Source organism: Tamaricihabitans halophyticus (assembly GCF_004340875.1).
In the GTDB taxonomy this organism is placed as follows: domain Bacteria; phylum Actinomycetota; class Actinomycetes; order Mycobacteriales; family Pseudonocardiaceae; genus Tamaricihabitans; species Tamaricihabitans halophyticus.
This window is the reverse complement of record NZ_SLXQ01000001.1, coordinates 294,109-315,240: the sequence shown is the minus strand read 5'-3', so window position 1 is coordinate 315,240 and position 21,132 is coordinate 294,109. Positions and strand designations below refer to the sequence as shown.

16 protein-coding genes are annotated in these 21,132 nt (G+C 67.8%); 12 read left to right on the top strand and 4 right to left on the bottom strand.

Translation table 11 applies throughout. The features are described 5' to 3' along the window. Positions 1 to 103: 103 nt before the first annotated feature. Positions 104 to 1,072: an acyl-CoA desaturase gene (locus EV191_RS01505; protein WP_132874973.1), complete on the top strand. Its 969-nt coding sequence runs from the start codon at positions 104 to 106 to the stop codon at positions 1,070 to 1,072. 95 nt (positions 1,073 to 1,167) lie between these two features. After that, positions 1,168 to 1,764, top strand: a complete 597-nt coding sequence (locus EV191_RS01500; RefSeq protein WP_132874972.1) for a TetR/AcrR family transcriptional regulator — start codon at positions 1,168 to 1,170, stop codon at positions 1,762 to 1,764. Here EV191_RS01500 and EV191_RS01495 read toward each other — a convergent pair. After that, on the bottom strand, positions 1,748 to 2,950 hold the full coding sequence (locus tag EV191_RS01495; RefSeq protein WP_132874971.1) for a PQQ-dependent sugar dehydrogenase: 1,203 nt from the start codon (positions 2,948 to 2,950) through the stop codon (positions 1,748 to 1,750). The two genes, EV191_RS01500 and EV191_RS01495, sit on opposite strands and share 17 nt — an antisense overlap. Before the next feature lie 188 nt (positions 2,951 to 3,138). Between EV191_RS01495 and mfd the strand changes: the two genes are divergently transcribed. The 3 genes from mfd to EV191_RS01480 are packed head-to-tail and all read left to right on the top strand — an operon-like array spanning position 3,139 to position 8,729. After that, positions 3,139 to 6,708, top strand: coding sequence for a transcription-repair coupling factor (gene mfd / locus EV191_RS01490; RefSeq protein ID WP_132874970.1), 3,570 nt, complete (start codon positions 3,139 to 3,141; stop codon positions 6,706 to 6,708). A gap of 51 nt (positions 6,709 to 6,759) precedes the next feature. After that, a complete protein-coding gene (locus EV191_RS01485) occupies positions 6,760 to 7,749 on the top strand; it encodes a hypothetical protein (protein ID WP_132874969.1) in 990 nt (329 codons plus the stop codon). 2 nt (positions 7,750 to 7,751) lie between these two features. After that, the gene (locus EV191_RS01480; protein ID WP_132876073.1) at positions 7,752 to 8,729 is read left to right on the top strand and encodes a nucleoside triphosphate pyrophosphohydrolase; all 978 of its coding nucleotides are present in this window, start codon (positions 7,752 to 7,754) and stop codon (positions 8,727 to 8,729) included. 15 nt (positions 8,730 to 8,744) lie between these two features. Here the strand turns inward: EV191_RS01480 and EV191_RS01475 are convergent, their stop codons facing one another. Then, positions 8,745 to 9,962 carry a cysteine desulfurase-like protein gene (locus tag EV191_RS01475; RefSeq protein WP_132874968.1) on the bottom strand — a complete coding sequence of 406 codons (1,218 nt, stop codon included), beginning with the start codon at positions 9,960 to 9,962 and terminating at the stop codon, positions 8,745 to 8,747. Between the two features lie 111 nt (positions 9,963 to 10,073). Between EV191_RS01475 and EV191_RS01470 the strand changes: the two genes are divergently transcribed. Next, complete coding sequence (locus tag EV191_RS01470) at positions 10,074 to 13,265, top strand: S41 family peptidase (RefSeq protein WP_132874967.1); 3,192 nt, start codon at positions 10,074 to 10,076, stop codon at positions 13,263 to 13,265. 99 nt (positions 13,266 to 13,364) lie between these two features. Continuing rightward, entirely contained in the window at positions 13,365 to 14,120 is a 756-nt protein-coding gene (locus EV191_RS01465; RefSeq protein ID WP_341539588.1) for a lysozyme family protein, read from the top strand. Positions 14,121 to 14,163: 43 nt separating this feature from the next. Here the strand turns inward: EV191_RS01465 and EV191_RS01460 are convergent, their stop codons facing one another. Then, entirely contained in the window at positions 14,164 to 14,574 is a 411-nt protein-coding gene (locus EV191_RS01460; RefSeq protein ID WP_132874965.1) for a tetratricopeptide repeat protein, read from the bottom strand. 297 nt (positions 14,575 to 14,871) lie between these two features. Between EV191_RS01460 and eno the strand changes: the two genes are divergently transcribed. From eno to EV191_RS01445, 3 genes are read left to right on the top strand one after another with little or no spacing between them, the layout of a single operon-like run. Continuing rightward, positions 14,872 to 16,158 carry a phosphopyruvate hydratase gene (eno, locus tag EV191_RS01455; protein ID WP_132874964.1) on the top strand — a complete coding sequence of 429 codons (1,287 nt, stop codon included), beginning with the start codon at positions 14,872 to 14,874 and terminating at the stop codon, positions 16,156 to 16,158. A 3-nt stretch (positions 16,159 to 16,161) separates the two neighbouring features. Then, positions 16,162 to 16,620 carry an FtsB family cell division protein gene (locus tag EV191_RS01450; RefSeq protein WP_132874963.1) on the top strand — a complete coding sequence of 153 codons (459 nt, stop codon included), beginning with the start codon at positions 16,162 to 16,164 and terminating at the stop codon, positions 16,618 to 16,620. After that, positions 16,621 to 17,118 carry a DUF501 domain-containing protein gene (locus tag EV191_RS01445; protein WP_132874962.1) on the top strand — a complete coding sequence of 166 codons (498 nt, stop codon included), beginning with the start codon at positions 16,621 to 16,623 and terminating at the stop codon, positions 17,116 to 17,118. Between the two features lie 2 nt (positions 17,119 to 17,120). Here the strand turns inward: EV191_RS01445 and EV191_RS01440 are convergent, their stop codons facing one another. Next, positions 17,121 to 18,815: an acyl-CoA dehydrogenase family protein gene (locus tag EV191_RS01440; protein WP_132874961.1), complete on the bottom strand. Its 1,695-nt coding sequence runs from the start codon at positions 18,813 to 18,815 to the stop codon at positions 17,121 to 17,123. Positions 18,816 to 18,995: 180 nt separating this feature from the next. Between EV191_RS01440 and EV191_RS01435 the strand changes: the two genes are divergently transcribed. Next, positions 18,996 to 20,138 carry a lytic transglycosylase domain-containing protein gene (locus EV191_RS01435; protein ID WP_132874960.1) on the top strand — a complete coding sequence of 381 codons (1,143 nt, stop codon included), beginning with the start codon at positions 18,996 to 18,998 and terminating at the stop codon, positions 20,136 to 20,138. Between the two features lie 26 nt (positions 20,139 to 20,164). Beyond that, positions 20,165 to 21,118 (top strand): Ppx/GppA phosphatase family protein, encoded by a 954-nt coding sequence (locus EV191_RS01430; protein WP_132874959.1) that lies wholly within the window; start codon positions 20,165 to 20,167, stop codon positions 21,116 to 21,118. Positions 21,119 to 21,132 lie beyond the last annotated feature (14 nt).

Sequence of the window (21,132 nt, the reverse complement as noted above, 5' to 3'; positions counted from 1 at the left end):
GCAATCGACGCTTGGGGGTCCCGGCGGTAGCTGGGCTGCTGTATCGTAACTTACGATGCCGTAGGTAAGGGCATCCTTACCCGAGACGTTAGGTACCCAATCTATGACGAGTGTCCTCGATCAGGCCACCTCCGAAGACCCATCAGGTAAGCCGCAGTCGGGCCCCAAGCCAATCCTCGAAGGTCGGCGTGGCCCCGGCGTGCAGATCGCCGTCTACACGGGTGTGCTGTTGCCTCTCGTGGCACTTGTCGCGGCGGTGCCCTTCGCCTGGGGTTGGGGTCTTAGCTGGCTCGACGTCGGGTTGGCGGCGCTGTTCTTCTGCATCTCCGGTATCGGTGTTACGGCGGGTTTCCACCGGTACTTCACGCACGGCTCGTTCAAGGCGAAGCGCGGGCTGCGGATCGCGCTGGCCATCGCGGGCAGTATGTCCCTGCAGGGGCCGGTGATCACCTGGGTGGCCGACCATCGCAGGCACCACGCCTACTCCGACCGGGAGGGCGACCCGCACTCGCCGTGGTTGTACGGCACCAGCCTCCCCGCGCTTGCCAAGGGTTTCTGGCACGCGCATATGGGTTGGCTGTTCGAACGGGACCAGACCAACCAGGACCGCTTCGCGCCCGATCTGTTGCGGGACAAGGACATCATGCGGGTGAACCGCCAGTTCGGCCTGTGGACTCTCGTCTCGCTTGCCCTGCCCGCGCTGATCGGTGGCCTGGCCACCTGGTCCTGGTGGGGTGCGCTCACCGCGTTCTTCTGGGCCGGCCTGATCCGCGTCGCGCTGCTGCACCACACCACCTGGTCGGTCAACTCGATCTGCCACATGATCGGTGAGCGCCCGTTTGCCAGCAGGGACAAGGCGGCGAACTTCTGGCCGCTGGCGATCGTGTCCTTTGGTGAATCCTGGCACAACCTGCATCACGCCGACCCGACCTGCGCGCGGCACGGTGTCAAGCGCGGGCAGATCGATATCACCGCACGGTTGATCTGGCTGTTCGAGAAGTTCGGCTGGGCGTCGAACGTGCGGTGGCCAACGACCCAGCGGTTGGAACGACTCGCCGCAAAGAAGTCGTAACCGCGCGCTAGTGTCACGGGGTGGTACGACGGCGCGCGAGGGGAACGAGGTCTGGCCCGGCCGATTCGACGAGTAGTCGAGCCGGCCGGGTTCGGATGACCGGCAAGGAACGCAGACAGCAACTGTTGGACGTGGCCCGCAAGCTGTTCGCGGACAAGGGCTACGACGGCACATCGGTCGAAGAGATCGCACATCGGGCCGATGTCAGTAAGCCGGTGGTCTACGAGCATTTCGGTGGTAAGGAAGGCATCTACGCGGTCGTCGTGGACCGGGAGATGCAGATCATGCTCGACCAGGTGGTTTCCGCGCTCTCCGGTGGGCATCCGAGGGCGATGCTGGAACAGGCCGCCAGGGCACTGCTGACCTATGTGGAGGAATCCGCGGACGGGTTTCACATCCTGGTGCGGGACTCCTCGGTGCTCTCCGCTCAGGGCACTTTCTCCAACCTGCTCAACGACATCGCCAGCCAGGTGGAACACATCCTCGCGACCCAGTTCAGTGCCCGCGGCTACGATGCGAAACTGGCGCCCCTTTATGCCCAGGCACTGGTCGGCATGGTGGCGCTGACCGGCCAGTGGTGGCTGGACGCGCGCAAGCCGAAGCGCGACGAAGTGGCCGCGCACCTGGTGAACCTGGCCTGGAACGGGCTGTCCCATCTGGAGCACAAGCCGAAGCTCACGCTGCCGGGCTGATCCGTAGCAACGTGTCGTCCGATCCGTTACTGGTCGTCACGTAAAGGTCGCCATCCGGCCCGAGTCGGACCGCGCGCAGCCGGCCGTAGCTGTCGTCCAGTTCCTCGGGTATCGACAGCTCGCGGACCGCGCCGGCCTTGTCCAGGTCGAAGAAGTACAGCTTCGAGCCCTTCAACGCGGCCACCGCGAGTGCCCCATCCAACCTGCCCCAGCGCTGGCCGGCAACGAAGGCCGCGCCGGCGATCGCCTGGGTTTCCGAACCGGATGACCACTGCGCCCGGACGGCGTCGGGGAAGCGCTCAAGGTCGGTCATCGGCACGCTCTCGTCGTAGCTGTCCTCGGTGCCGCCCTGACTCGGGTCCCAGCCGTAGTTGCCGCCCGCGCGCAACAGGTTCACCTCGTCGTCCACGTCCGGCCCGTGCTCGGTGAGCAGCACCTGATCGCTGTCCGGGCGTACCGCCACGCCCTGCACGTTGCGGTGTCCATAGCTGTAGACGAACCGCTCGTCGCGGTTGCTTGAGTCGGCGAAGGGGTTGTCCGGCAGCGGTTCGCCGGTTTTCAGGTCCAGCCGCAGCACCTTGCCGCCGAGTGACCTACGGTCCTGCGAGGTGTTCGGGTCGGCCGAGTCGCCGGTGCCGACCAGTAGCGCGCCGTCCTGGGCGATCGTCGGCCGGCAACCGGAGTGTCGCCCGCTCGGGTTCACCGGCAAGCCGCCGAGTAGCGGATCGGCCACCCGGTTTGCGCGTGTTCCGTCTCCGGACAGTTCCCAGTTCACCAGCCGTACGTCCACCGCATCGCCGTCCCGCTGATAGGTCTGGCAGGTGGTGAACTGGCGGGATTCGGCGAAATCCGGATGAAGCACCATGCCGAGCAGGCCGCCCTCGCCGACCGCGAGTACGTCCGAGAAATCCGCTTGCACCTCGCGGACCCTGCCGTTCGTGATCAGCGCCAGCGAGCCCGAGCGCTGCGGGACGAGTTGCCGCCCGTCCGGCAGGAAGCCGATATCCCAGCCGTCCTCGAGGCCGCCGGCCACCTCGGTCACCGTCAGCTCGGGCGCGTCGGTGGTGCGGGCGGTCGCACCACCGGTCTCGGTCTCGGTCGCGGGCTCGGCGGTACAGGAGCTCACGAACAGCAACAGCGCCAGGGCAAGGACGGGGCGGGCCAGAAACGGGCTATGGAGCCTCATTCGTTCACCGTGCCAGTTGGCCGGTCGGCTGGCCACGCCTGAGCGGGCGATACGCGGGGCGGGCGCCGGCCCGCCCGCGACTTCGGTGGGTTCAGAGCTTTCCGTAAGCTAGGTAGCGAGAACCCCTGCCGGTCTCGTCCCGGGCAGGGGTGTGCCCGCATTCGTCCGATTCACCGAGGGGATCGTTCGTGGCTTCAGCCGCACTCTCCGGTCTGCTTTCCGCTGTACTCGCCACCATTGGTGGGCGATCCGTGCTGTCCGCGGCCGGCTCCGAGTCCATCGACATCGAGGGTCCGCCAGCCGCTCGCGCACTGGTCGCGGGCGCGTTGGCGGCGAGCGAGGGCGCCGATCGACTGGTGCTCGCGGTCACCGCCACCGGCAGGGAAGCCGAAGAACTGGGCAGCTCGCTCGGTGAACTCCTCGGGCAAGGCAGCACGGCCGTTTTCCCATCATGGGAGACGCTGCCGCACGAACGGCTGTCCCCGCGCGCGGACACCGTTGGCCGGCGGCTGGACGTGCTGCACCGGTTGAATCTGCCGAACCAGGATGGCCTGCGCGTCGTCGTCACCACGGTGCGCAGCCTGATCCAGCCCATGGCGCCCGGCCTCGGCCGGCTGGCCCCGCTCGAGCTGGTCACCGGCGAGGAGCAGGATTTCAGCGAGGCACTGACCCGGCTGGCCGACCTCGCCTACGCGCGGGTGGACATGGTGGAAAAGCGCGGTGAGTTCGCCGTCCGGGGCGGCATCATCGACCTCTTCCCGCCCACCTACGAGCATCCGGTCCGGGTGGAGTTCTGGGGCGATGAGGTCAGCGAGATCCGCGCGTTCGCGGTCGCCGACCAGCGGTCCCTGCCCGGCGAGCTGGACAGGGTGGGCGCACCGGCCTGCCGGGAGTTGCTGCTCACCGACGACGTGCGGCGCAGGGCCGCGGAGCTGGCCACCGAACATGCCGCGGACACTCAGCTGGCCGAGATGCTGACCAAACTCTCCGGTGGGGTTCCCTGCGAAGGGATGGAAGCGCTCATCCCCGCGCTCTGCGCTGGCGAGATGGAGCTGCTCACCGACGTGCTGCCGGAGGGTGGCCAGGTGCTGGTGGCCGATCCGGAGAAGGTCCGCGCGCGGGCCGCCGATCTGGTCCGTACCGGGCAGGAGTTCCTCGAGGCTTCCTGGTTGGTCGCCGGTGATGGTGGCCAGGCGCCGATCGACCTCGGTGCCTCCGCCTACCGTGATCTCTCCTTCGTCGCCGAGCACGCCGTCGCGCATGGATGTCCATGGTGGACGATCAGTCAGTTCACTTCGGACACTGAGCAGGCGGTTCAGCTTGGCGCGCAGCAGGTTGCCGGCTATCGCGGCGAGATCGAGCGAGCGTTCGCTGACCTGCGGGCGCATACCGCGGCCGGTGGCGCGGCGGTGCTCGTCGTGCCTGGCTCAGGCACCGCGCAGCGCGCGGTAGAGCAGCTTGGCGAGGCCGAGGTGCCGGCGAAACTCGTCGAATCGCTTGCGGCGGTACCGGAGACCGGAGTGGTCACCGTGGTTCGCGGCTTGCTCGAGGACGGCTTCCTGTTCCCCGAAGCCGGCCTGGTCGTGCTCACCGAAACCGACCTCACCGGCGGCAGGCACGGAACGTCCACACGGGACATGACCACGAAGATGCCGTCCCGGCGGCGCAACGCGGTGGACCCGATCGCGTTGCGGCCAGGCGATTTCGTGGTACACGATCAGCATGGCATTGGTCGCTACGTGGAAATGGTGCAGCGCACCGTATCCGGGGCGACCAGGGAATACCTGGTACTCGAATACGCCTCCACCAAGCGGGGTCAGCCCGGCGACCGGCTGTTCGTGCCGACCGACCAGCTGGACGAGGTCTCCCGCTATGTCGGCGGCGAAACACCGGCACTGAACAAGCTCGGCGGGGCCGACTGGAAGAACACCAAAGCCAAGGCACGCAAGGCGGTCAAGGAGATCGCGGCCGAGCTGGTGCAGCTCTACGCCGCTCGGCAAGCCTCGCCAGGGCACGCCTTCGGACCGGACACTCCATGGCAGCGGGAACTGGAAGACGCTTTCCCGTTCACCGAAACCGCCGACCAGTTGGCCGCGATCGAGGAGGTCAAGGCCGATATGCGGCGCGGGGTGCCGATGGACAGGGTGATCTGCGGCGACGTCGGCTACGGCAAAACCGAGATCGCGGTGCGTGCGGCGTTCAAGGCGGTACAGGACGGCAAGCAGGTCGTGCTGCTGGTGCCGACGACCCTGCTCGCGCAGCAGCACCTGAACACCTTTACCGATCGGATGCACTCCTTCCCGGTCACCGTCAAGGGGCTTTCCCGGTTCACCGATCCGCACGAGGCGGAGCAAACCGTCGCCGGGCTCGCCGACGGCGAAGTGGACATCGTCATCGGCACGCACCGGCTGCTGCAAACCGGTATCCGGTACAAGGACCTCGGCCTGGTCATCGTGGACGAGGAGCAGCGCTTCGGGGTGGAGCACAAGGAACACATCAAGGCGCTGCGTACCCACGTGGACGTGCTCACCATGTCCGCGACGCCGATCCCGCGGACGCTGGAGATGTCCATGGCCGGGATCAGGGAAATGTCCACGATCCTCACCCCACCGGAAGACCGGCATCCGATCCTGACCTACGTCGGCGCGAACGACCACAAACAGGTTGGCGCCGCGATCCGCAGGGAGTTGCTGCGCGACGGCCAGGTGTTCTACGTGCACAACAGGGTCAAGAGCATCGAGAAAGCCGCGCGGGAACTGCGTGAACTCGTCCCTGAGGCGCGGATCGTAACCGCGCACGGGCAGCTGCCCGAAGAACGCCTTGAGAAGATCATCCAGGGATTCTGGGAACGCGAGTACGACGTGCTGGTCTGTACCACGATCGTCGAAACCGGACTGGACATCTCGAACGCGAACACGTTGATCGTGGAACGCGGCGACATGCTCGGACTCGCCCAGCTGCACCAGCTGCGCGGCAGGGTGGGGCGCGGCAGGGAACGTGGCTATGCCTACTTCCTCTACCCCGGCGAGCAGCCGCTCACCGAGACGGCGCACGACCGGCTGGCGACCATCGCGCAGAACACCGAGCTTGGCGCGGGAATGGCCGTGGCGATGAAGGACCTGGAGATCCGGGGTGCCGGCAATATTCTCGGCGCGGAACAGTCCGGGCATATCGCCGGTGTCGGGTTCGACCTCTACGTACGGTTGGTTGGCGAGGCGGTGGAGTCCTATCGCGCCGAGCTGACCGGCGCGGGCGGCGCCGTCGATGACACGCCGACCGAGGTTCGGGTGGATCTGCCGGTGGACGCGCATATCCCGCACGACTACGTACCGGGTGAGCGGTTGCGTCTCGAGGCGTACCGCAAGCTCGCCGCCGCCCCGGACAGTGCGGCACTGGACGCGGTGCGTGCCGAGCTCACCGACCGGTACGGCGCGCTGCCAGCGCCGGTCGAGCGGCTGCTCGCGGTGGCCGCGTTCCGCCAGATCTGCCGGGCAAACGGGGTCACCGAGGTGTCCAAGCAGGGAAATCTGATCCGGTTCACCCCGCTGGAACTGGCCGATTCGCAGCTGGTCCGGCTCAAACGGCTGTACCCGAAGGCGACCTACAAGGCGGTCACGCACACCGTGGCGGCGCCCCATCCCACCGAAGGGCCGGCGGGTGGGCGGATCGGCGCGCCACCACTGCGGGACACCGACCTGCTCGACTGGTGTACCGGGCTGTTGCAGGCGATGCGGCCGGCGCCGGTTCCGGCGGCCTGACCATGAGAGGGCGCCCAGATGCGAGGCCGGCAATATGAGAAGGTGTCCGGTGTGAGGACAGTCATTCGCCGCCCCGCGCGTACGCGGGCACTGCTCGTCCTGGTGACCGCGCTTGGTTTCCTGCTCACCGCATGTGGGTCCGGCCCCAGCCAGGTGAACTCCGCGGCGATCATCGGGGACAAGTCGATACCGCTCGGCGACGTGCAGTACGAGATCCAGTGGATGATCGACAACGTGCCGCAGGCGCAGCAGGCGAAGGACCAGGGCAACCTGGACCAGTTCTCCCGGAACGCGGTGGCCGCGCGGGTGCTGCATGAGCTGCTCGCGGTCGCGCAGCAGCGAGAGAACCTGCGGGTGGACTCCGGGCAGATCCAGCAGCTGGTGGAATCCGCTGGTGGCGAAGAAGAGGCCGCGAAGGCAGTTGGCGTGCCGCCAGAGCGGCTGCGTGAGGTGGCGCGGGATCAGCTGCTCATCGAGGAACTGGGACGTAGCTACCTGAGCAAGCTCGAGGTGGACTTCTCGGCCGCGGTGATCACCGAGGAGCAGCCGGGTAACACCGCCGAGCAGCAGGCCAAGGAGTTGGCCAGGAACCTGGCGGCCGAACCGGAGCGGGCGAGTGAGCTGATTACCGACGCGAGTTCCATGCCGCCGGCGCAGACCAGGCAGAAACTCACCCTCGCGGAGAGCATGGGTGCCGATGGCGCCGGTCAGCTCGCGGCGAGTGCCCTGTTCGGCACGCCGGAGAACACCGCGGTCGCGTTCCAGCCGAGCAGGGAGCAGGCCGGCTGGATGGTCGCGTTCATTCACGAGCGGAACACCAACGCCAGGGGCGGCGGCGCGGATGCGGCGCAGCAGGCAAGCCCGGAGATGATGTACCAGGTCGGGGTGCGCATGCTCGCGCCGATCGCCGAGGAGCTTGGCGTGCAGGTAAGCCCGCGCTACGGCGTATGGGACCAGGTGGGGATGACGATCGCGCCAAGCGACGATGAACTGCTCGGCGAGGAATTCCCGGCGCGCAAGACCGCCAACAGCAACCAGTGACCATGTCGGGTGTCGTCGAGGGCACCGTCGTGGTGTGCCTCGACGAGCCGCACGGCATGGCGCCCGAAGCGGTACCGGCGCTGCGCGCCGCCGCCGAGCTGTATGCCAGCGCCGCGGTTCCCGAGCAGCTGGCGAAACGGTTCGGCGCGCTTCGCGAGCCGGAGCATCCGGTGCTACTGCGGCGCGCGGCACGGGGCCCGATCGCGGTGCTCGCGATCGGCGCCGACGATCCGGCCGCGGTCGCGCTGTGCGCCGAGGGCGCGCGGTTGATCGAGCCGCCCCGGGTGTCCGGCGCTTCGGTAGCCTCCGCGGTCGCCGTATTCGACCGGCTGCGGGATCCTGGCGGGTGCCCGTGGGATGCCGAGCAGACTCACGATTCGCTGTGCCAGTACCTGGTCGAGGAAACCTACGAGCTGCTCGACGCGATCGAACGGCGGGACCGCGAGGCACTGCGCGAGGAGCTTGGCGATGTGCTGCTGCAGATCATCTTCCACGCGCGGCTGGCCGCCGAGCGCCCCACCGATCCGTTCGATATCGACGACGTCGCGGCCGAGCTGGTGCGCAAACTGGTCGGTCGGCATCCGCATGTGTTCGCCGGCGGTGATCCGGCCGTCCGCGACGCGGCCACCCAGGAGCTGCGCTGGCAGGAGCTGAAGCAGCAGGAAAAGCGCAGGGAATCGGTGGTCGACGGGGTAGCGCTCGGTCAGCCGGCGCTCGCGCTGGCGGCCAAACTGGCCAGCCGAACCGGGCGGGCGGGTATTCCGCTCGACCTGCTGCCGGATGGCGATACCGCGGCGGTCCGGTTGTTCCGGCTTGCCGCGACGGCCAAACGCGGTGGTGTGGAGCCCGAGGGTGAGTCGCGCGCGGTGGCCAAACAGTTCGCCGAGAACGTGCGCGCGGCCGAGCGCGCGGCACGTGCCGCTGGTGTGAACCCGGAAACCCTGGAAGCCGACGGCTGGCGCCGCTACTGGCCTCGCTGACCTCAAAGAACGCGGCTACCTGGATGGGTTTTCGGCGATCTCGGTCAACGCCTCCAGCAGCCGGTCCACATCGGATTCGTTGGTGTACGGGGCGATCCCTGCGCGCACCGCGCCGCCATCGCCGAGCCCGAGCCAGCGGGAACACTCCACCGCATAGAACGAGCCGGCAGGGGCGTTCACGCGACGTTCGGCAAGCAGTTTGTGCACCTGCGGACTCGGCACCCCGGCCACCGAGAACAGTGTGGTCGGCGTGCGGACCCGATCCGGCGCGCCGTAACACTGGATCCCGGAGATATTCGCCAACCCAGCTTCCAGCTTCGCGTGCATCGCTTCCTCGTGCTCAGCGAGGGCCTGCATGCTGGCAGTGATCTGGTGCCGCCGAGGGATGTTCGGCCGTGCGCAAACCCCGGCGAGGAAATCCACCGCGGCCGTCGTACCGGCGAGCAGTTCGTACGGCAGGGTGCCGAGCTCGAAGCGTTCCGGTACCTCGTCGGTGGCCGGCAACAGTTTGTCCGGCCGCAGCGTGTCGAGTAGTGCCGGCTCGGCGGCAACCACCCCGTGGTGCGGCCCGAGGAACTTGTACGGCGAACAGGCGAAGAAGTCCGCGCCCAACTCCGTGACGTCTACCGGCAGATGCGGGGTCAGGTGCACTCCGTCCACATACACCAGCGCGCCACGCGCCTTGGCCAGCTCCGCGATTCGCGCCACGTCGGGACGGCTGCCAAGCAGATTGCTCGCCCCGGTTACCGCGACCAGCCTGGTTCGGTCCGTGAGCAGCTCCGCGATGGCCTCCGGCGCGAGCACCCCGCTAGCCGCATCGAAATCGGCCCAGCGCACGGCCACTCCGGCAGGCTCGGCGGCGTGCACCCACGGGCGGATGTTCGCGTCGTGGTCGAGCCGGGTCACCACGATCTCGTCGCCAGGTAGCCAGTCTTTGCTGAGCGTTCGGGCGAAGTCATAGGTCAGCTGGGTCATACTGCGACCGAACACGATTCCCGAGGCGGTTACGCCGAGCAGATCGGCCATCGCCGCACGCGCGGCATGCACCACACCCTCCGCGCGGTGTTCGGCCGCGGTGACGGTGCCCCGGTTCGCGATCGCCGAGCAGAGGGCCTGGGCTACCGCATCGGCGACCTGGCGCGGCACCTGCACGCCGCCAGGGCCATCGAAGTGTGCGGCCCCCTCGTCCAGTGCGGGAAAGTCTCCGCGAATGCTGTTGATGTTGTACTTCATGGCACCTCCACCGTGAGCGTAGCCGCTCGTATCCGGTGCGTGCCTGTGTGCGCCGGATGAATTCGGCGGGTTCGCTGCGCCATGATCGGGTGAAGGGATAGCGTGGCGCGAGTGACCGACGCGTATCTCCGATTTCCCCATCTTGCCGGCGACCTGTTGACCTTCGTGGCCGAAGACGATGTGTGGCTGGCACCGATTACCGGCGGACGTGCCTGGCGGCTGTCCGCGGACCGGGTAACCGCGAGCTATCCTCGCCTCTCCCCGGACGGGACCCGCATTGCCTGGACCAGTGCTCGGGATGTCGAGCCGGAAGTTCAGGTGGCCAATACGGACGGCGGCGGGAGCCGGCGGTTGACGTACTGGGGCGATGTGCGGACCTCGGTGCACGGCTGGCTTTCCGACACCGAAGTGCTCGCGCTGAGCTGTGTTGGCGAGACGTCAAGTCGGCATAGTTGGGCGTATGCCGTGCCACTGGACGGCGGCCCCGCTCGACGGTTGCCCTACGGGCCGGTTGGCGGGATCGCGGTCGGCGCGAGCGCGACCGTGCTGGTGTCCGCGGGTATTTCGCAGGATGCCGCCTGGCGCAAGCGATACCGCGGTGGTACGGCCGGAAAGCTGTGGGTGGATCAGGGTAATACCGGGGAGTTCACTAGGCTGGCCGCCGATCTGGATGGCAACCTCAGCGCGCCGATGTTGCTTGGCGAGCGGGTGGTGTTCCTCTCCGACCATGACGGCGTCGCCAATGTGTACTCCTGCGCGCTGGACGGCAGCGAGTTGCGTCGCCATACCGAACACGAGTTCTACGCGAGGAACGCGAGCACCGACGGCGAGCGGGTGGTCTACCACTGCGCGGGCGATGTCTGGCTGCTTGACGGGCTGGATGCGCAGCCGCGCAAGGTGGATATCCAGCTGGGCGGGCCACAGGTTGCTCGGCAGCCCTTCCCCGTGGCGGCAACCGACGAGCTGAACGAACTGTGCTCGGATCACACGGGTAGGGCAAGCGCGGTCGAGGTGCGCGGCACGGTGCATTGGCTCAGCCATCGGGATGGTCCGGTCCGCGCGCTGTCCGTGCGGCCGGGGGTACGCGCCCGGCTGCCACAGGTACTCGGCGAACGCGGGTTGGTTGCCTGGGTCAGTGATGTGGACGGCGATGACGCACTGGAAGTGGTGCCGACCACCGGTCTGGAACCGGGTGGCAGCACCCGGCGGCTCGCCGCCGGCAAGCTGGGCAGGGTGCTCGAGTTGATTGCCTCGCCGGACGGTAAGCGTCTGGGCGTGATCAGTCACGACGGCCGGGTACTGTTGATTGACGTCGACTCCGGTGAACTATCCGAAGTAGACCGAGGAACCGAGCAGGATCCCGCGGGACTTACCTTTTCCCCGGATTCCGGTTACCTCGCCTGGTCGCATCCGGGCCCGGATCCGTTGCGGCACATCAAGCTGGCGAACACTACTGACCTGTCCGTTGTAGACGTCACGACGATGCGCTTCGTGGACTACGACCCGGTGTTCACCGTGGACGGTAAGTACTTGGCGTTCCTCTCCGCGCGGAACTTCGACCCGATCTACGACGCGCACGTCTTCGACCTCGCGTTCCCGAACGGGGTTCGACCGTATCTGGTGCCGCTGGCCGCGGACACGCCTTCGCCGTTCGCCCCGCAGCTGGATGGCCGGCCGGTCGGGGACGAGAGCGAGAGTGAAGGGGAAAGCGACGGGGACTCGGGCTCGCCGCGGACCAGGCTGGACATCGACGGGCTGACCGAGCGCGCGGTCGCCTTCCCGGTGCCCGCGGCTCGCTACGTGGGTTTGCGGGCGGCAAAGGGCGGCTTGCTGTGGCTGCGTGAGCAGGTCAGCGGTGTGCTCGGGGATGACCTGGCTGGTTCGACCGAGGACGGTCAACCGTGCGCGCTCGAGCGGTTCGCCTTGGACAAGCGCAAGGCCGAGTCCCTTGTGGACGACGTGGAGGAGTACTGGGTCAGCGGCGACGGTGCCCGGATCGTGTTGCGCGAGCACGGAAAGCTGCGGGTGCAGCCTGCGGACAAGAAGGTCGACTCGGATGACTCGGACGACCGGGTGGACGTGGACCTGTCCAGGGTGCGGGTCACCGTGGATCCGGCGGCGGAATGGCCGCAAGCCTTTGACGAGGCCGGCCGGCTGATGCGGGATCACTTCTGGCGCGCGGACATGGGCGGGGTGGACTGGTCGGCCGTACTAGACCGGTACCGCCCGCTGGTCGACCGGGTCGGCTCGGGGAGCGAGTTCGTTGACCTGCTCTGGGAGGTGCAGGGCGAACTGGCGACCTCGCACGCCTATGTGGTGCCTCCCGGCAGCGGCGGCGATCCGAAACGCCGGCAGGGACTGCTCGGTGCCGATCTGCGGCGGGAGGCCGGCGGCAGCTGGGTGATCGCGCGGATCCTGCCAGGGGATACCTCCGATCCGCAGGCGCGTTCGCCGCTGTCCGCGCCGGGTGTGGGGATCCGGCAGGGCGATGCGGTGTTGGCCGTGGACGGCCGACCGGTTGACCCGGTGACTGGGCCCGCGCCGTTGCTGGCTGGTACCGCGGACAAGCCGGTCGAGCTGACCGTGCGGCCGGCCGGCGGGGGTGAGCCGCGCAGGGTCGTGATCGTTCCACTGCTGGACGAGATGCCGCTGCGCTACCAGGCATGGGTGGTGGACCGCAGGGCGCACGTGCACGCGATGAGTGGTGGCCGGGTCGGCTACCTGCATGTGCCGGACATGCTGGCGCCAGGTTGGGCGCAGCTGCACCGCGATCTACGGGTAGAGGTGCGCAACGAAGCGCTGGTGGTGGACGTCCGGGAGAACCGAGGCGGGCATCTTTCCCAGCTGGTGGTGGAAAAACTCGCCCGGAAGGTGATCGGCTGGCAGACCGGGCGGGACGGCTACCACGCGACGAGCTATCCGAGTGATGCGCCGCGTGGGCCCGTGGTGGCGGTCGCGGACGAGTTCTCCGGTTCGGACGGCGATATCGTGAACGCGGCGATCAAGGCGATGGGCATTGGGCCGGTCGTCGGCACGCGGACCTGGGGCGGCACGATCGGCATCGATATGCGCTACCACCTGGTGGACGGCACGCTGGTGACCCAACCCAGGTACGCCACCTGGTTGGCTGGCCCCGGCTGGGGAGTGGAGAACCACGGGGTGGAGCCGGACGTCGAGGTTGTGCAGACCCCACAGGACTACGCGGCCGGACGGGACCCGCAGCTGAACACCGCCGTCGAGCTGGCGCTGGCGGAGCTGGAGCGTACGCCGGCGGCGAGTATGCCGGAGCCGCCGCCGTTGTAAGCGGGGTGTTCCGCGCCACCACGTAGCCTGGTTGGCGTGACCGATCCTGTTCAAGAGCCTCCGAGACCGCCGCGGCTAGCGGCTCGCGCAATCCTTGGCGTGTTGCTGCTAGCCGCTTTCGGCGCGGTCATCGTGGGCGGAGTCGTGCTGATTTCCGGTCGCGATGATCCGGATGAGTCAGCGGTGGCCGAAACCGGCTTCTTTGTCGAGCCCTTGGATGTCGCGCCCTGGGAGTCAGCCCCGCCGAACGCGTCGCGGCCACCGGAGTTGGGCGGCGCCCAGCGGGACGAGCGGGATCAACTCGCCGAATGGGCACGGAGTGTCACGGAGAACACGGATATTCCGGAGCGGGCCGTCTACGCCTACGTACGGGCCGAGGCGACCCTGCGTGCTGAGCAGCCAAGCTGCCGGCTGTCCTGGGCGACCCTTGCCGGGATCGGCAGGGAGGAGTCGCACCATGGCCAGTTCGGTGGTGCCACGCTCGCCGCGGACGGTACGGTTTCGCCGCCGATCATCGGGCCACCACTGGATGGTTCCGAAGGAGTCAAGGAGATCAGGGACACCGACGGCGGCGAGCTGGACGGCGATACCACTTATGACCGGGCGGTCGGGCCGATGCAGTTCCTGCCGACTACGTGGGCCCGCTGGGGCGAACGGGCCAGTGGGGACGGGGCGGCGGCCGATCCGCAGAACGTGGACGACGCGGCGTTGTCCGCCGCGCGCTACCTGTGCGCTTCGGGGACCGACCTGGGCACCGGGCGTGGCTGGTGGCAGGCCGTACTCACCTACAACGAATCGGTGTCCTACGGGAAAGACGTGTTCAGCGGCGCGGATGCCTACGCCCGCGCCAGCTGATCCTCGCTAACCTTAAAGAACGCGGTTACTGAGCGTGGCGATATCAGCCGCGCTGCACCGCGATGCGGGCGCTGACCTCGCCGAGCGCTTCCTGGTACTCGGGTACCGGGTTCATCGCCGAGGCCATGCGCAGCTGGCCAAGCGCCTCGACCAGCCGGCCGAGGCGTTGCAGTGTCCGGCCGAGGGCGAACCGCGCGTAGTGATCCGCTGGGTCGAGTTCAAGCACCCGGTTGAACGCCCGCTCGGCGCGATTCAGCTGAGCGGAGTGGAAGTACGCCCGCGCGGCCAGTAGCTGGACGCTTGGCTTGTCTGGATCGACGCGGAGTACGGGTTCGAGCGCCTTGAGTGCGGCCAGTGGCCTGCGTCGTACCAAGGACTCCGCCTTGCGGTACGCGGCGAGCGGGTTCTCCTGATCCGCCGGGGATGGGCCCGACGCTGCTGAATCGTCCGCCATAATCGTAGTGACGGTACCCGGGCCGTGCGCGTTTCTCGACCTCCTTCTGTGTGGTGATCGAGTCGGTGTTGATCTATCGGATTGCTCGCCCTGCCCCTCCGGGAGCGCCGTAGCAGGTAGTGGGCGCACGCTTGCCGACGGTGGCCAAGCTGACGCGGCGGGGTGACGTCGACCAGCCAATCCGTGACCGTCCGTTTCCGAATCATTTGTGCGTGCCTCCACCGGGCGAACCGGGTGGCCCGCTACCCTTTCGGCGGGTAGCACTTGCTGATTTCCAGACGGGGTGAAGGAGTAGGCGTGGCGGTCATCGAGCAGGTCGGTGCACGCGAGATTCTCGATTCGCGGGGCAATCCCACCGTTGAGGTGGAGGTGGCACTCGACGACGGCACACTGGCGCGCGCGGCCGTGCCATCTGGTGCCTCGACCGGGGAGCACGAAGCGGTTGAGTTGCGTGACGGGGAACAGCGTCGATACCTCGGCAAAGGGGTGGAGCGCGCCGTCGCTGGGGTGCTCGACGAGATCGGCCCCGAACTGGCTGGCATCGACGCGGTTGACCAGCGCATCGTTGACCAGAAGCTGGTCGACCTGGACGGTACGCCGGACAAGTCCCGGCTCGGCGCGAACGCCATCCTCGGCGTGTCCCTTGCCGTGGCCAAGGCGGCCGCGGAGACCAGCGGGCTGGAACTCTTCCGCTACCTCGGCGGCCCGAACGGCCATGTGCTGCCGGTGCCGATGATGAACATCCTGAACGGCGGTGCGCATGCCGACACCGACGTGGACATCCAGGAATTCATGATCGCGCCGATCGGCGCCGAGTCCTTCCGCGAGGCACTGCGCTGGGGCACCGAGACCTATCACGCGCTCAAGTCGGTGCTCCGTGACCGTGGGCTGGCGACCGGGCTCGGCGATGAGGGCGGGTTCGCGCCCTCGCTCGGTAACAACCGCGAAGCGCTCGACATGATCATGTCGGCGATCGAGAAGGCCGGCTATGTGCCCGGCAGGGATATCGCGCTCGCGCTCGACGTGGCGGCAACCGAGTTCTACGCCGATTCGGTGTACACCTTCGAAGGCAGCAAGCGTAGCGCCGAGCAGCTGAGCGAGTACTACGCCGAACTGGTCAAGGCCTACCCGCTGGTGTCCATTGAGGACCCATTGGGCGAGGACGACTGGTCTGGCTGGGAGCAGTTGACCGCCTCGCTTGGCGATTCGGTGCAGCTGGTCGGTGATGACCTGTTCGTGACCAACCCGGAGCGGTTGGAGGACGGGATCTCCCGCCGAGTGGCCAACGCGCTACTGGTCAAGGTGAACCAGATCGGCACGCTTTCCGAGACGCTGGACGCCGTTTCGCTTGCCACCTCGTTCGGCTACAAGAGCATGATCAGTCACCGGTCGGGGGAGACCGAGGACACCACGATCGCGGATCTCGCGGTGGCGACCGGAGCTGGCCAGATCAAGACCGGCGCGCCAGCGCGCAGCGAGCGAGTAGCCAAGTACAACCAGCTACTGCGAATCGAGGAAACCCTCGGTGATGCCGCCCGCTACGCGGGTGACCTGGCCTTCCCTCGGTTCAGCCCGGAATCCTGAGCCGTGTCGTCGCGGGTGAAGCAGCGGGCCGGGGGCAAGAACGCCGTGGCCAGATGGGTCGGGCGGAACCGGCTGTGGCAACGGCTGGCCTCGTCCGGCTTCTTCAACACGCGACGGGCCGCGGTATTGGTGCTCGTGGTGGCGGCACTGGCCTTCAGTTTGGCGGTGCCGCTGCGCACCTATCTCACCCAGCGGGCGGAAGTCTCCGTTCAGGAGCAGCGTTCGGCGAACCTGCGGGAGCAGGTGGAACGCCTGGAGAATCGAAAGGCACAGCTAGAGGACCCGACGCAGATCGAGGCCGAGGCACGGGAACGACTCCGGTACGTAATGCCCGGAGAAACGCCGTATATCGTGCAGTTGCCTGGCGATGAGGGCGCGGGCGGCGGTAACGACGAGAAGCCGCGGCCCGCGCCGAGCAAGGCGTGGTACGAAGAACTCTGGTCCGATATGACGGGTAACTAGGTGGCACTCCAAGCAGTACACGAAGCCGATCGCGCGGTGGTCGCCGAACAACTGGGTAGGCCGCCGCGTGCGCTGCGTGCGATCGCGGCACGCTGCCCGAGCGGACATCCCGCCGTCGTGCAGACCAGCCCCCGGTTGGCTGACGGAACTCCCTTTCCGACGCTCTACTACCTGACCTGTCCCCGGTTGTGCTCGCTGACCAGCACGCTGGAGGCGGCCGGGCTGATGCGCGAGATGACCGAACGGCTGGACACCGACGCGGAGCTGGCCGCCGCCTATCAGACGGCGCACGATGCCTACCTTGCCGAACGCGATGCGATCGAATCGCTGGGTACCACGGTGACCGCGGGCGGGATGCCCACCAGGGTCAAATGCCTACACGTGCACCTGGCGCACAGCTTGGCAAGCGGCACCGGGATCAACCCGGTCGGCGACGAAACCCTCCGCCGGATCCAGGAGCACTGGCCGACCGGCTCCTGCGCGCCCCAACCCCGCTAACCTCAAAGAACGCGCTCACCCACGGTGACCTGGGGTGTTACCCGATCAACCAGCTCGGTCACAGCGAGCCCACGCGGGAGGATGCCAAGCGTATTGCGCGCCGTACCGAACCGCGTGGCCAGGAAGGCGTCCGCGAGCTCGGTCGGGCCCTGCCGGAGCAGCAGCGCCGCCTGCAAGCACAGGGCAATCTGCTCGGCAAGTTTGCGCGCCCGTGCCTGCTCGGCACCCGCGAGCTCGGTGCGCAGTTCGGCAACCGCCGCGTCGAACCGCGCGTCCAACCCCACGCTAGCGTCCAATTCGGACAGTAGAGCGTCCGCTATCGCGGGTTCCTTCGCGAGTGCGCGCAGCACATCGAGCGCGGTGACATTGCCCGAGCCTTCCCAGATGGACATCAACGGCGCCTCGCGATACAGCCGGGGCATTCCCGATTCCTCCACGTACCCGTTTCCACCCAAGCACTCCAAGGCTTCCGCGAGCACGATGGGCGCGCGTTTACACACGTAGTACTTACTTGCCGGCAGCGCGAGCCGCAACAGCGCGGCCTCGCTGGCATCGCCCCCGCGCGCGTTGTCCGCGGCGAGGGCAAGGCGCATCGCGAGGGCGATCGCCGCATCCGATTCCACGGTAAGATCGGCGAGCACGGGGAGCATCGCCGGCTGGTCGATCAGCTTGGCGCCGAACGCGCTGCGATAGCGCGCGTGATGTACGGCCTCGGACAGTCCGTGCCGGACGTTCGCGGCCGCGCCGAGCACACAGTCCAGCCGCGTGGCCGAGACCATCTCGATGATCGTGCGCACCCCGCGCCCCAGCTCACCAACCGGCCAACCGATCGCGCCGGTGTACTCCAGCTCGGCAGAGGCATTCGACTTGTTGCCGAGCTTGTCCTTCAGTCGCGCGATCCGGAGTGCGTTGCGGCTGCCGTCCGGCAGCACCCTCGGCAGCAGGAAGCAGCTCACGCCCTGCTCGGTTTGCGCCAGCGTCAGGAACACATCGTTCATCGGCGCGGAGGTGAACCATTTGTGCCCGACGAGCCGGTAGCTGCCGTCGGCGTTGGCGCTTGCCGTCGTGGTGTTCGCGCGTACGTCGGAGCCACCCTGTTTCTCGGTCATCGACATCCCGGCAAGCAGCCCGGCCTTCCCGCTCGGCTCGCGCAGCCCCGGATCGTAGACCCGGGACCGCAGGCCGGGTTCGAACTGGGCGGCCAGTTCGGGGCTGTAGCGCAGCGCGGGCACCGCGGCGTAGGTCATCGAGATCGGGCAGGCGTGCCCTGGCTCCACTTGCGACCACAGGTAGAACGCCGCCGCCCTGCGCAGATGCGCGCCCGCGGGCGCGTCCGGTGCCCACGCGGCGGCATGCAGCCCGTGCCCGACCGCGCGCTCCATCAGCCAGTGCCAGGAAGGGTGGAACTCCACCTCGTCCACCCGGTTCCCGTAGCGATCATGGGTGTAGAGCCGGGGTGGGAACTCATTGGCCAACCTGCCGTGCTCGCGGGCCTCGGCGGAGGCCGCGGTGCGCCCGAGCTCGCCGAGCTCGGGCAACCATTCGTCGGCCCCGTACGCGCGTAGCGCCGTGACCAGCGCCGGATCGCAGTCCAGCGGGTGGTAGTCGACCAGCCTTGGTGGCTGATTGCGTACCTCATGGGTGGTAAACCCGGTGACCTCGGCCGCTGCGTCTGAGCCGTGCTGTACTGCCGTCATAACTCGAGAGTAGGTCGGGCGCCCTCGGCTCGGCTAGACCTGCTTTCCCGCCGTTGGTATTGGGCCGGACGGGGTAATTCTCGTTACCGGTGTGCCTCTCGTACGCGCTGAGGATGCGCGTCCCGGGGTAGCTGCGGCACGCTAGGTGTCAGGGAGATAGCTGGGGGAGGTACAGGTTCGATGAGCAGCGAAACGGGTCAGCAGGACCGGCTGCTGCGCAAGCTCACCGTCGGCTTGGTGGCCTTCGGGCTCGTCGCGGGCGTGGTCGTGCTCAGTACGGGTAGTGCGCAGACGTGGACGAATGCCACCGGGGAGCGCTATCGGATGATCGACGAGCAGGCCGTCGAACTGCCCGCCAACGGTGAGCTACCGGAGCTGGCGGAGCTACCGGAGGATCTACTGGCCTCCGCCGATGACCTGGATCAGCTGGTCGCCGACGCCGGTCCGTTCCTCGAACTGCCAGAAGGTCCGCTCGGCATCCCCGGCGGGGCGATGCGTGCCTATCAGCGGGCGGCCGATCGAATCGAAATGACCACTCCGGCCTGCAAGCTTGACTGGTCGTTGCTGGCGGCGATCGGGCGAATCGAGTCGAATCACGCCAACGGTGGTCAACTGGACGCCGATGGCAACAGCCTGCGGCCGATCCTTGGCCCCCAGTTGAACGGTGACGGGGTGGCGCGGATCGCCGATACCGACGGTGGCGAGCTGGACGGTGACCGGACCTGGGATCGTGCCGTCGGGCCGATGCAGTTCATTCCGAGCACCTGGCGAAACCACGCCGTCGATGGCAACGGCGATGGCGCTGCCGATCCGCACAATATGTACGACGCCACCCTGGCCGCGGGCAATTTCCTGTGTGCCAACGGCGCGGATCTCTCCGATGAGCGCCAGCAGGCGCGGGCGGTGTTCCGCTACAACCAGTCCGATGACTACGTGCGGACGGTGTTGATCTGGGCCGCGGCCTACGCGGAGCGGGTGCAACCGTTGCCGGACAGCGCGACTCGTCCGGTGGAGCAGCAGGCGGCGGCGCAGGGCAGTCCGGACCGGCCCACGTCGCCGCGGCCACAGCCGCCGACGAGCAGGCCGACACCGCCGCCATCGACGACGAGTCCGCCGAGCTCCAGCCAACCGCCGCCGAGTTGTATCCCGAGCACCCCGGAGGACCCACCATCCAGCAGCACGACGCCGCCGTCATCAAGTACGCCCACCAGCCCGCCGTCCAGTACGACGCCGCCGTCGAGTACACCGCCGTCGAGTACTCCACCTTCGAGTACTCCACCGTCTAGTACAACGCCGAGCACACCGCAGTTGCCGCCCTGCTGAACGCGCTAACCAGTAGGGTGGCGCTTATGGCAAGGGTTGCGGCAATCGACTGTGGGACCAACTCCATCCGGCTGCTTGTGGCGGATGTGACCGAACGCGAGGACGGCACCTCGTGGCTGCGCGATGTGCATCGGGAGATGCGGGTCGTCCGACTTGGCCAGGGTGTGGACGCCACCGGCCGGCTCGCTCCCGAGGCCATTGAGCGGACAAGGGCGGCCCTTGCCGACTACACCAATGTGTTGCGGCGTAAGGGAGTGCAACGGGCTCGGATGGTGGCCACCTCGGCCACCCGGGACGCCAGCAATCGTGAGGACTTCTTCGCGATGACCGCCGAGCTGCTTGGCAAGGAAGCCGAGGTGATCAGCGGCGACACCGAGGCCGAGCTGTCCTTCGTCGGCGCGGTCGGCGACCTGGACCCGGCGGAGGGCCCGTTCGTCGTAGCCGATATTGGCGGCGGCTCGACCGAGCTGGTGCTTGGCACGTCGAGTCAGGCTGGCGCCGAGGTCACCGCGGCGCGTTCGGTCGACGTCGGCTGTGTGCGGATCACCGAGCGGTGCCTGTCCGATGATCCGCCGACCAGCGCGCAGGTAGCCGAGGCGGAGCGCTTCGCCAGCGAGAAGCTTGCCGAAGCCTTCGAAACCGTGCCGGTACAGGGGGCGAAAACCTTCGTCGGCGTAGCCGGCACGGTCACCACACTTTCCGCGGTCGCGATGCGGTTGGATGCCTACGACGCCGAGCGCATCCACCTTTCCCGGCTTTCGCTTGACGGGATCAGGGAAACGACCGATCGGCTGCTCGGTATGACCCACGACGAGCGGGCCGCGATCAACACGATTCACCCGGGCAGGGTGGACGTGATCGCCGGCGGCGCACTGGTCGTACGGGTACTCGCCGAGCAACTCGCCGACCGCGCCGGAATCACCGAGCTGCGGGTGAGTGAGCACGACATCCTGGATGGCATCGCACTCTCCCTGGTCTGAGGCCGAGCCCCCGA

Coding starts and splice junctions, on each gene's coding strand:
- EV191_RS01495 (WP_132874971.1), bottom strand. CDS start 2,950: ATGAGGCTCCATAGCCCGTTTCTGGCCCGCCCCGTCCTTGCCCTGGCG.
- EV191_RS01440 (WP_132874961.1), bottom strand. CDS start 18,815: ATGACGGCAGTACAGCACGGCTCAGACGCAGCGGCCGAGGTCACCGGG.
- EV191_RS01480 (WP_132876073.1), top strand. CDS start 7,752: ATGTCGGGTGTCGTCGAGGGCACCGTCGTGGTGTGCCTCGACGAGCCG.
- EV191_RS01475 (WP_132874968.1), bottom strand. CDS start 9,962: ATGAAGTACAACATCAACAGCATTCGCGGAGACTTTCCCGCACTGGAC.
- EV191_RS01505 (WP_132874973.1), top strand. CDS start 104: ATGACGAGTGTCCTCGATCAGGCCACCTCCGAAGACCCATCAGGTAAG.
- EV191_RS01430 (WP_132874959.1), top strand. CDS start 20,165: ATGGCAAGGGTTGCGGCAATCGACTGTGGGACCAACTCCATCCGGCTG.
- EV191_RS01435 (WP_132874960.1), top strand. CDS start 18,996: ATGAGCAGCGAAACGGGTCAGCAGGACCGGCTGCTGCGCAAGCTCACC.
- EV191_RS01460 (WP_132874965.1), bottom strand. CDS start 14,574: ATGGCGGACGATTCAGCAGCGTCGGGCCCATCCCCGGCGGATCAGGAG.
- EV191_RS01500 (WP_132874972.1), top strand. CDS start 1,168: ATGACCGGCAAGGAACGCAGACAGCAACTGTTGGACGTGGCCCGCAAG.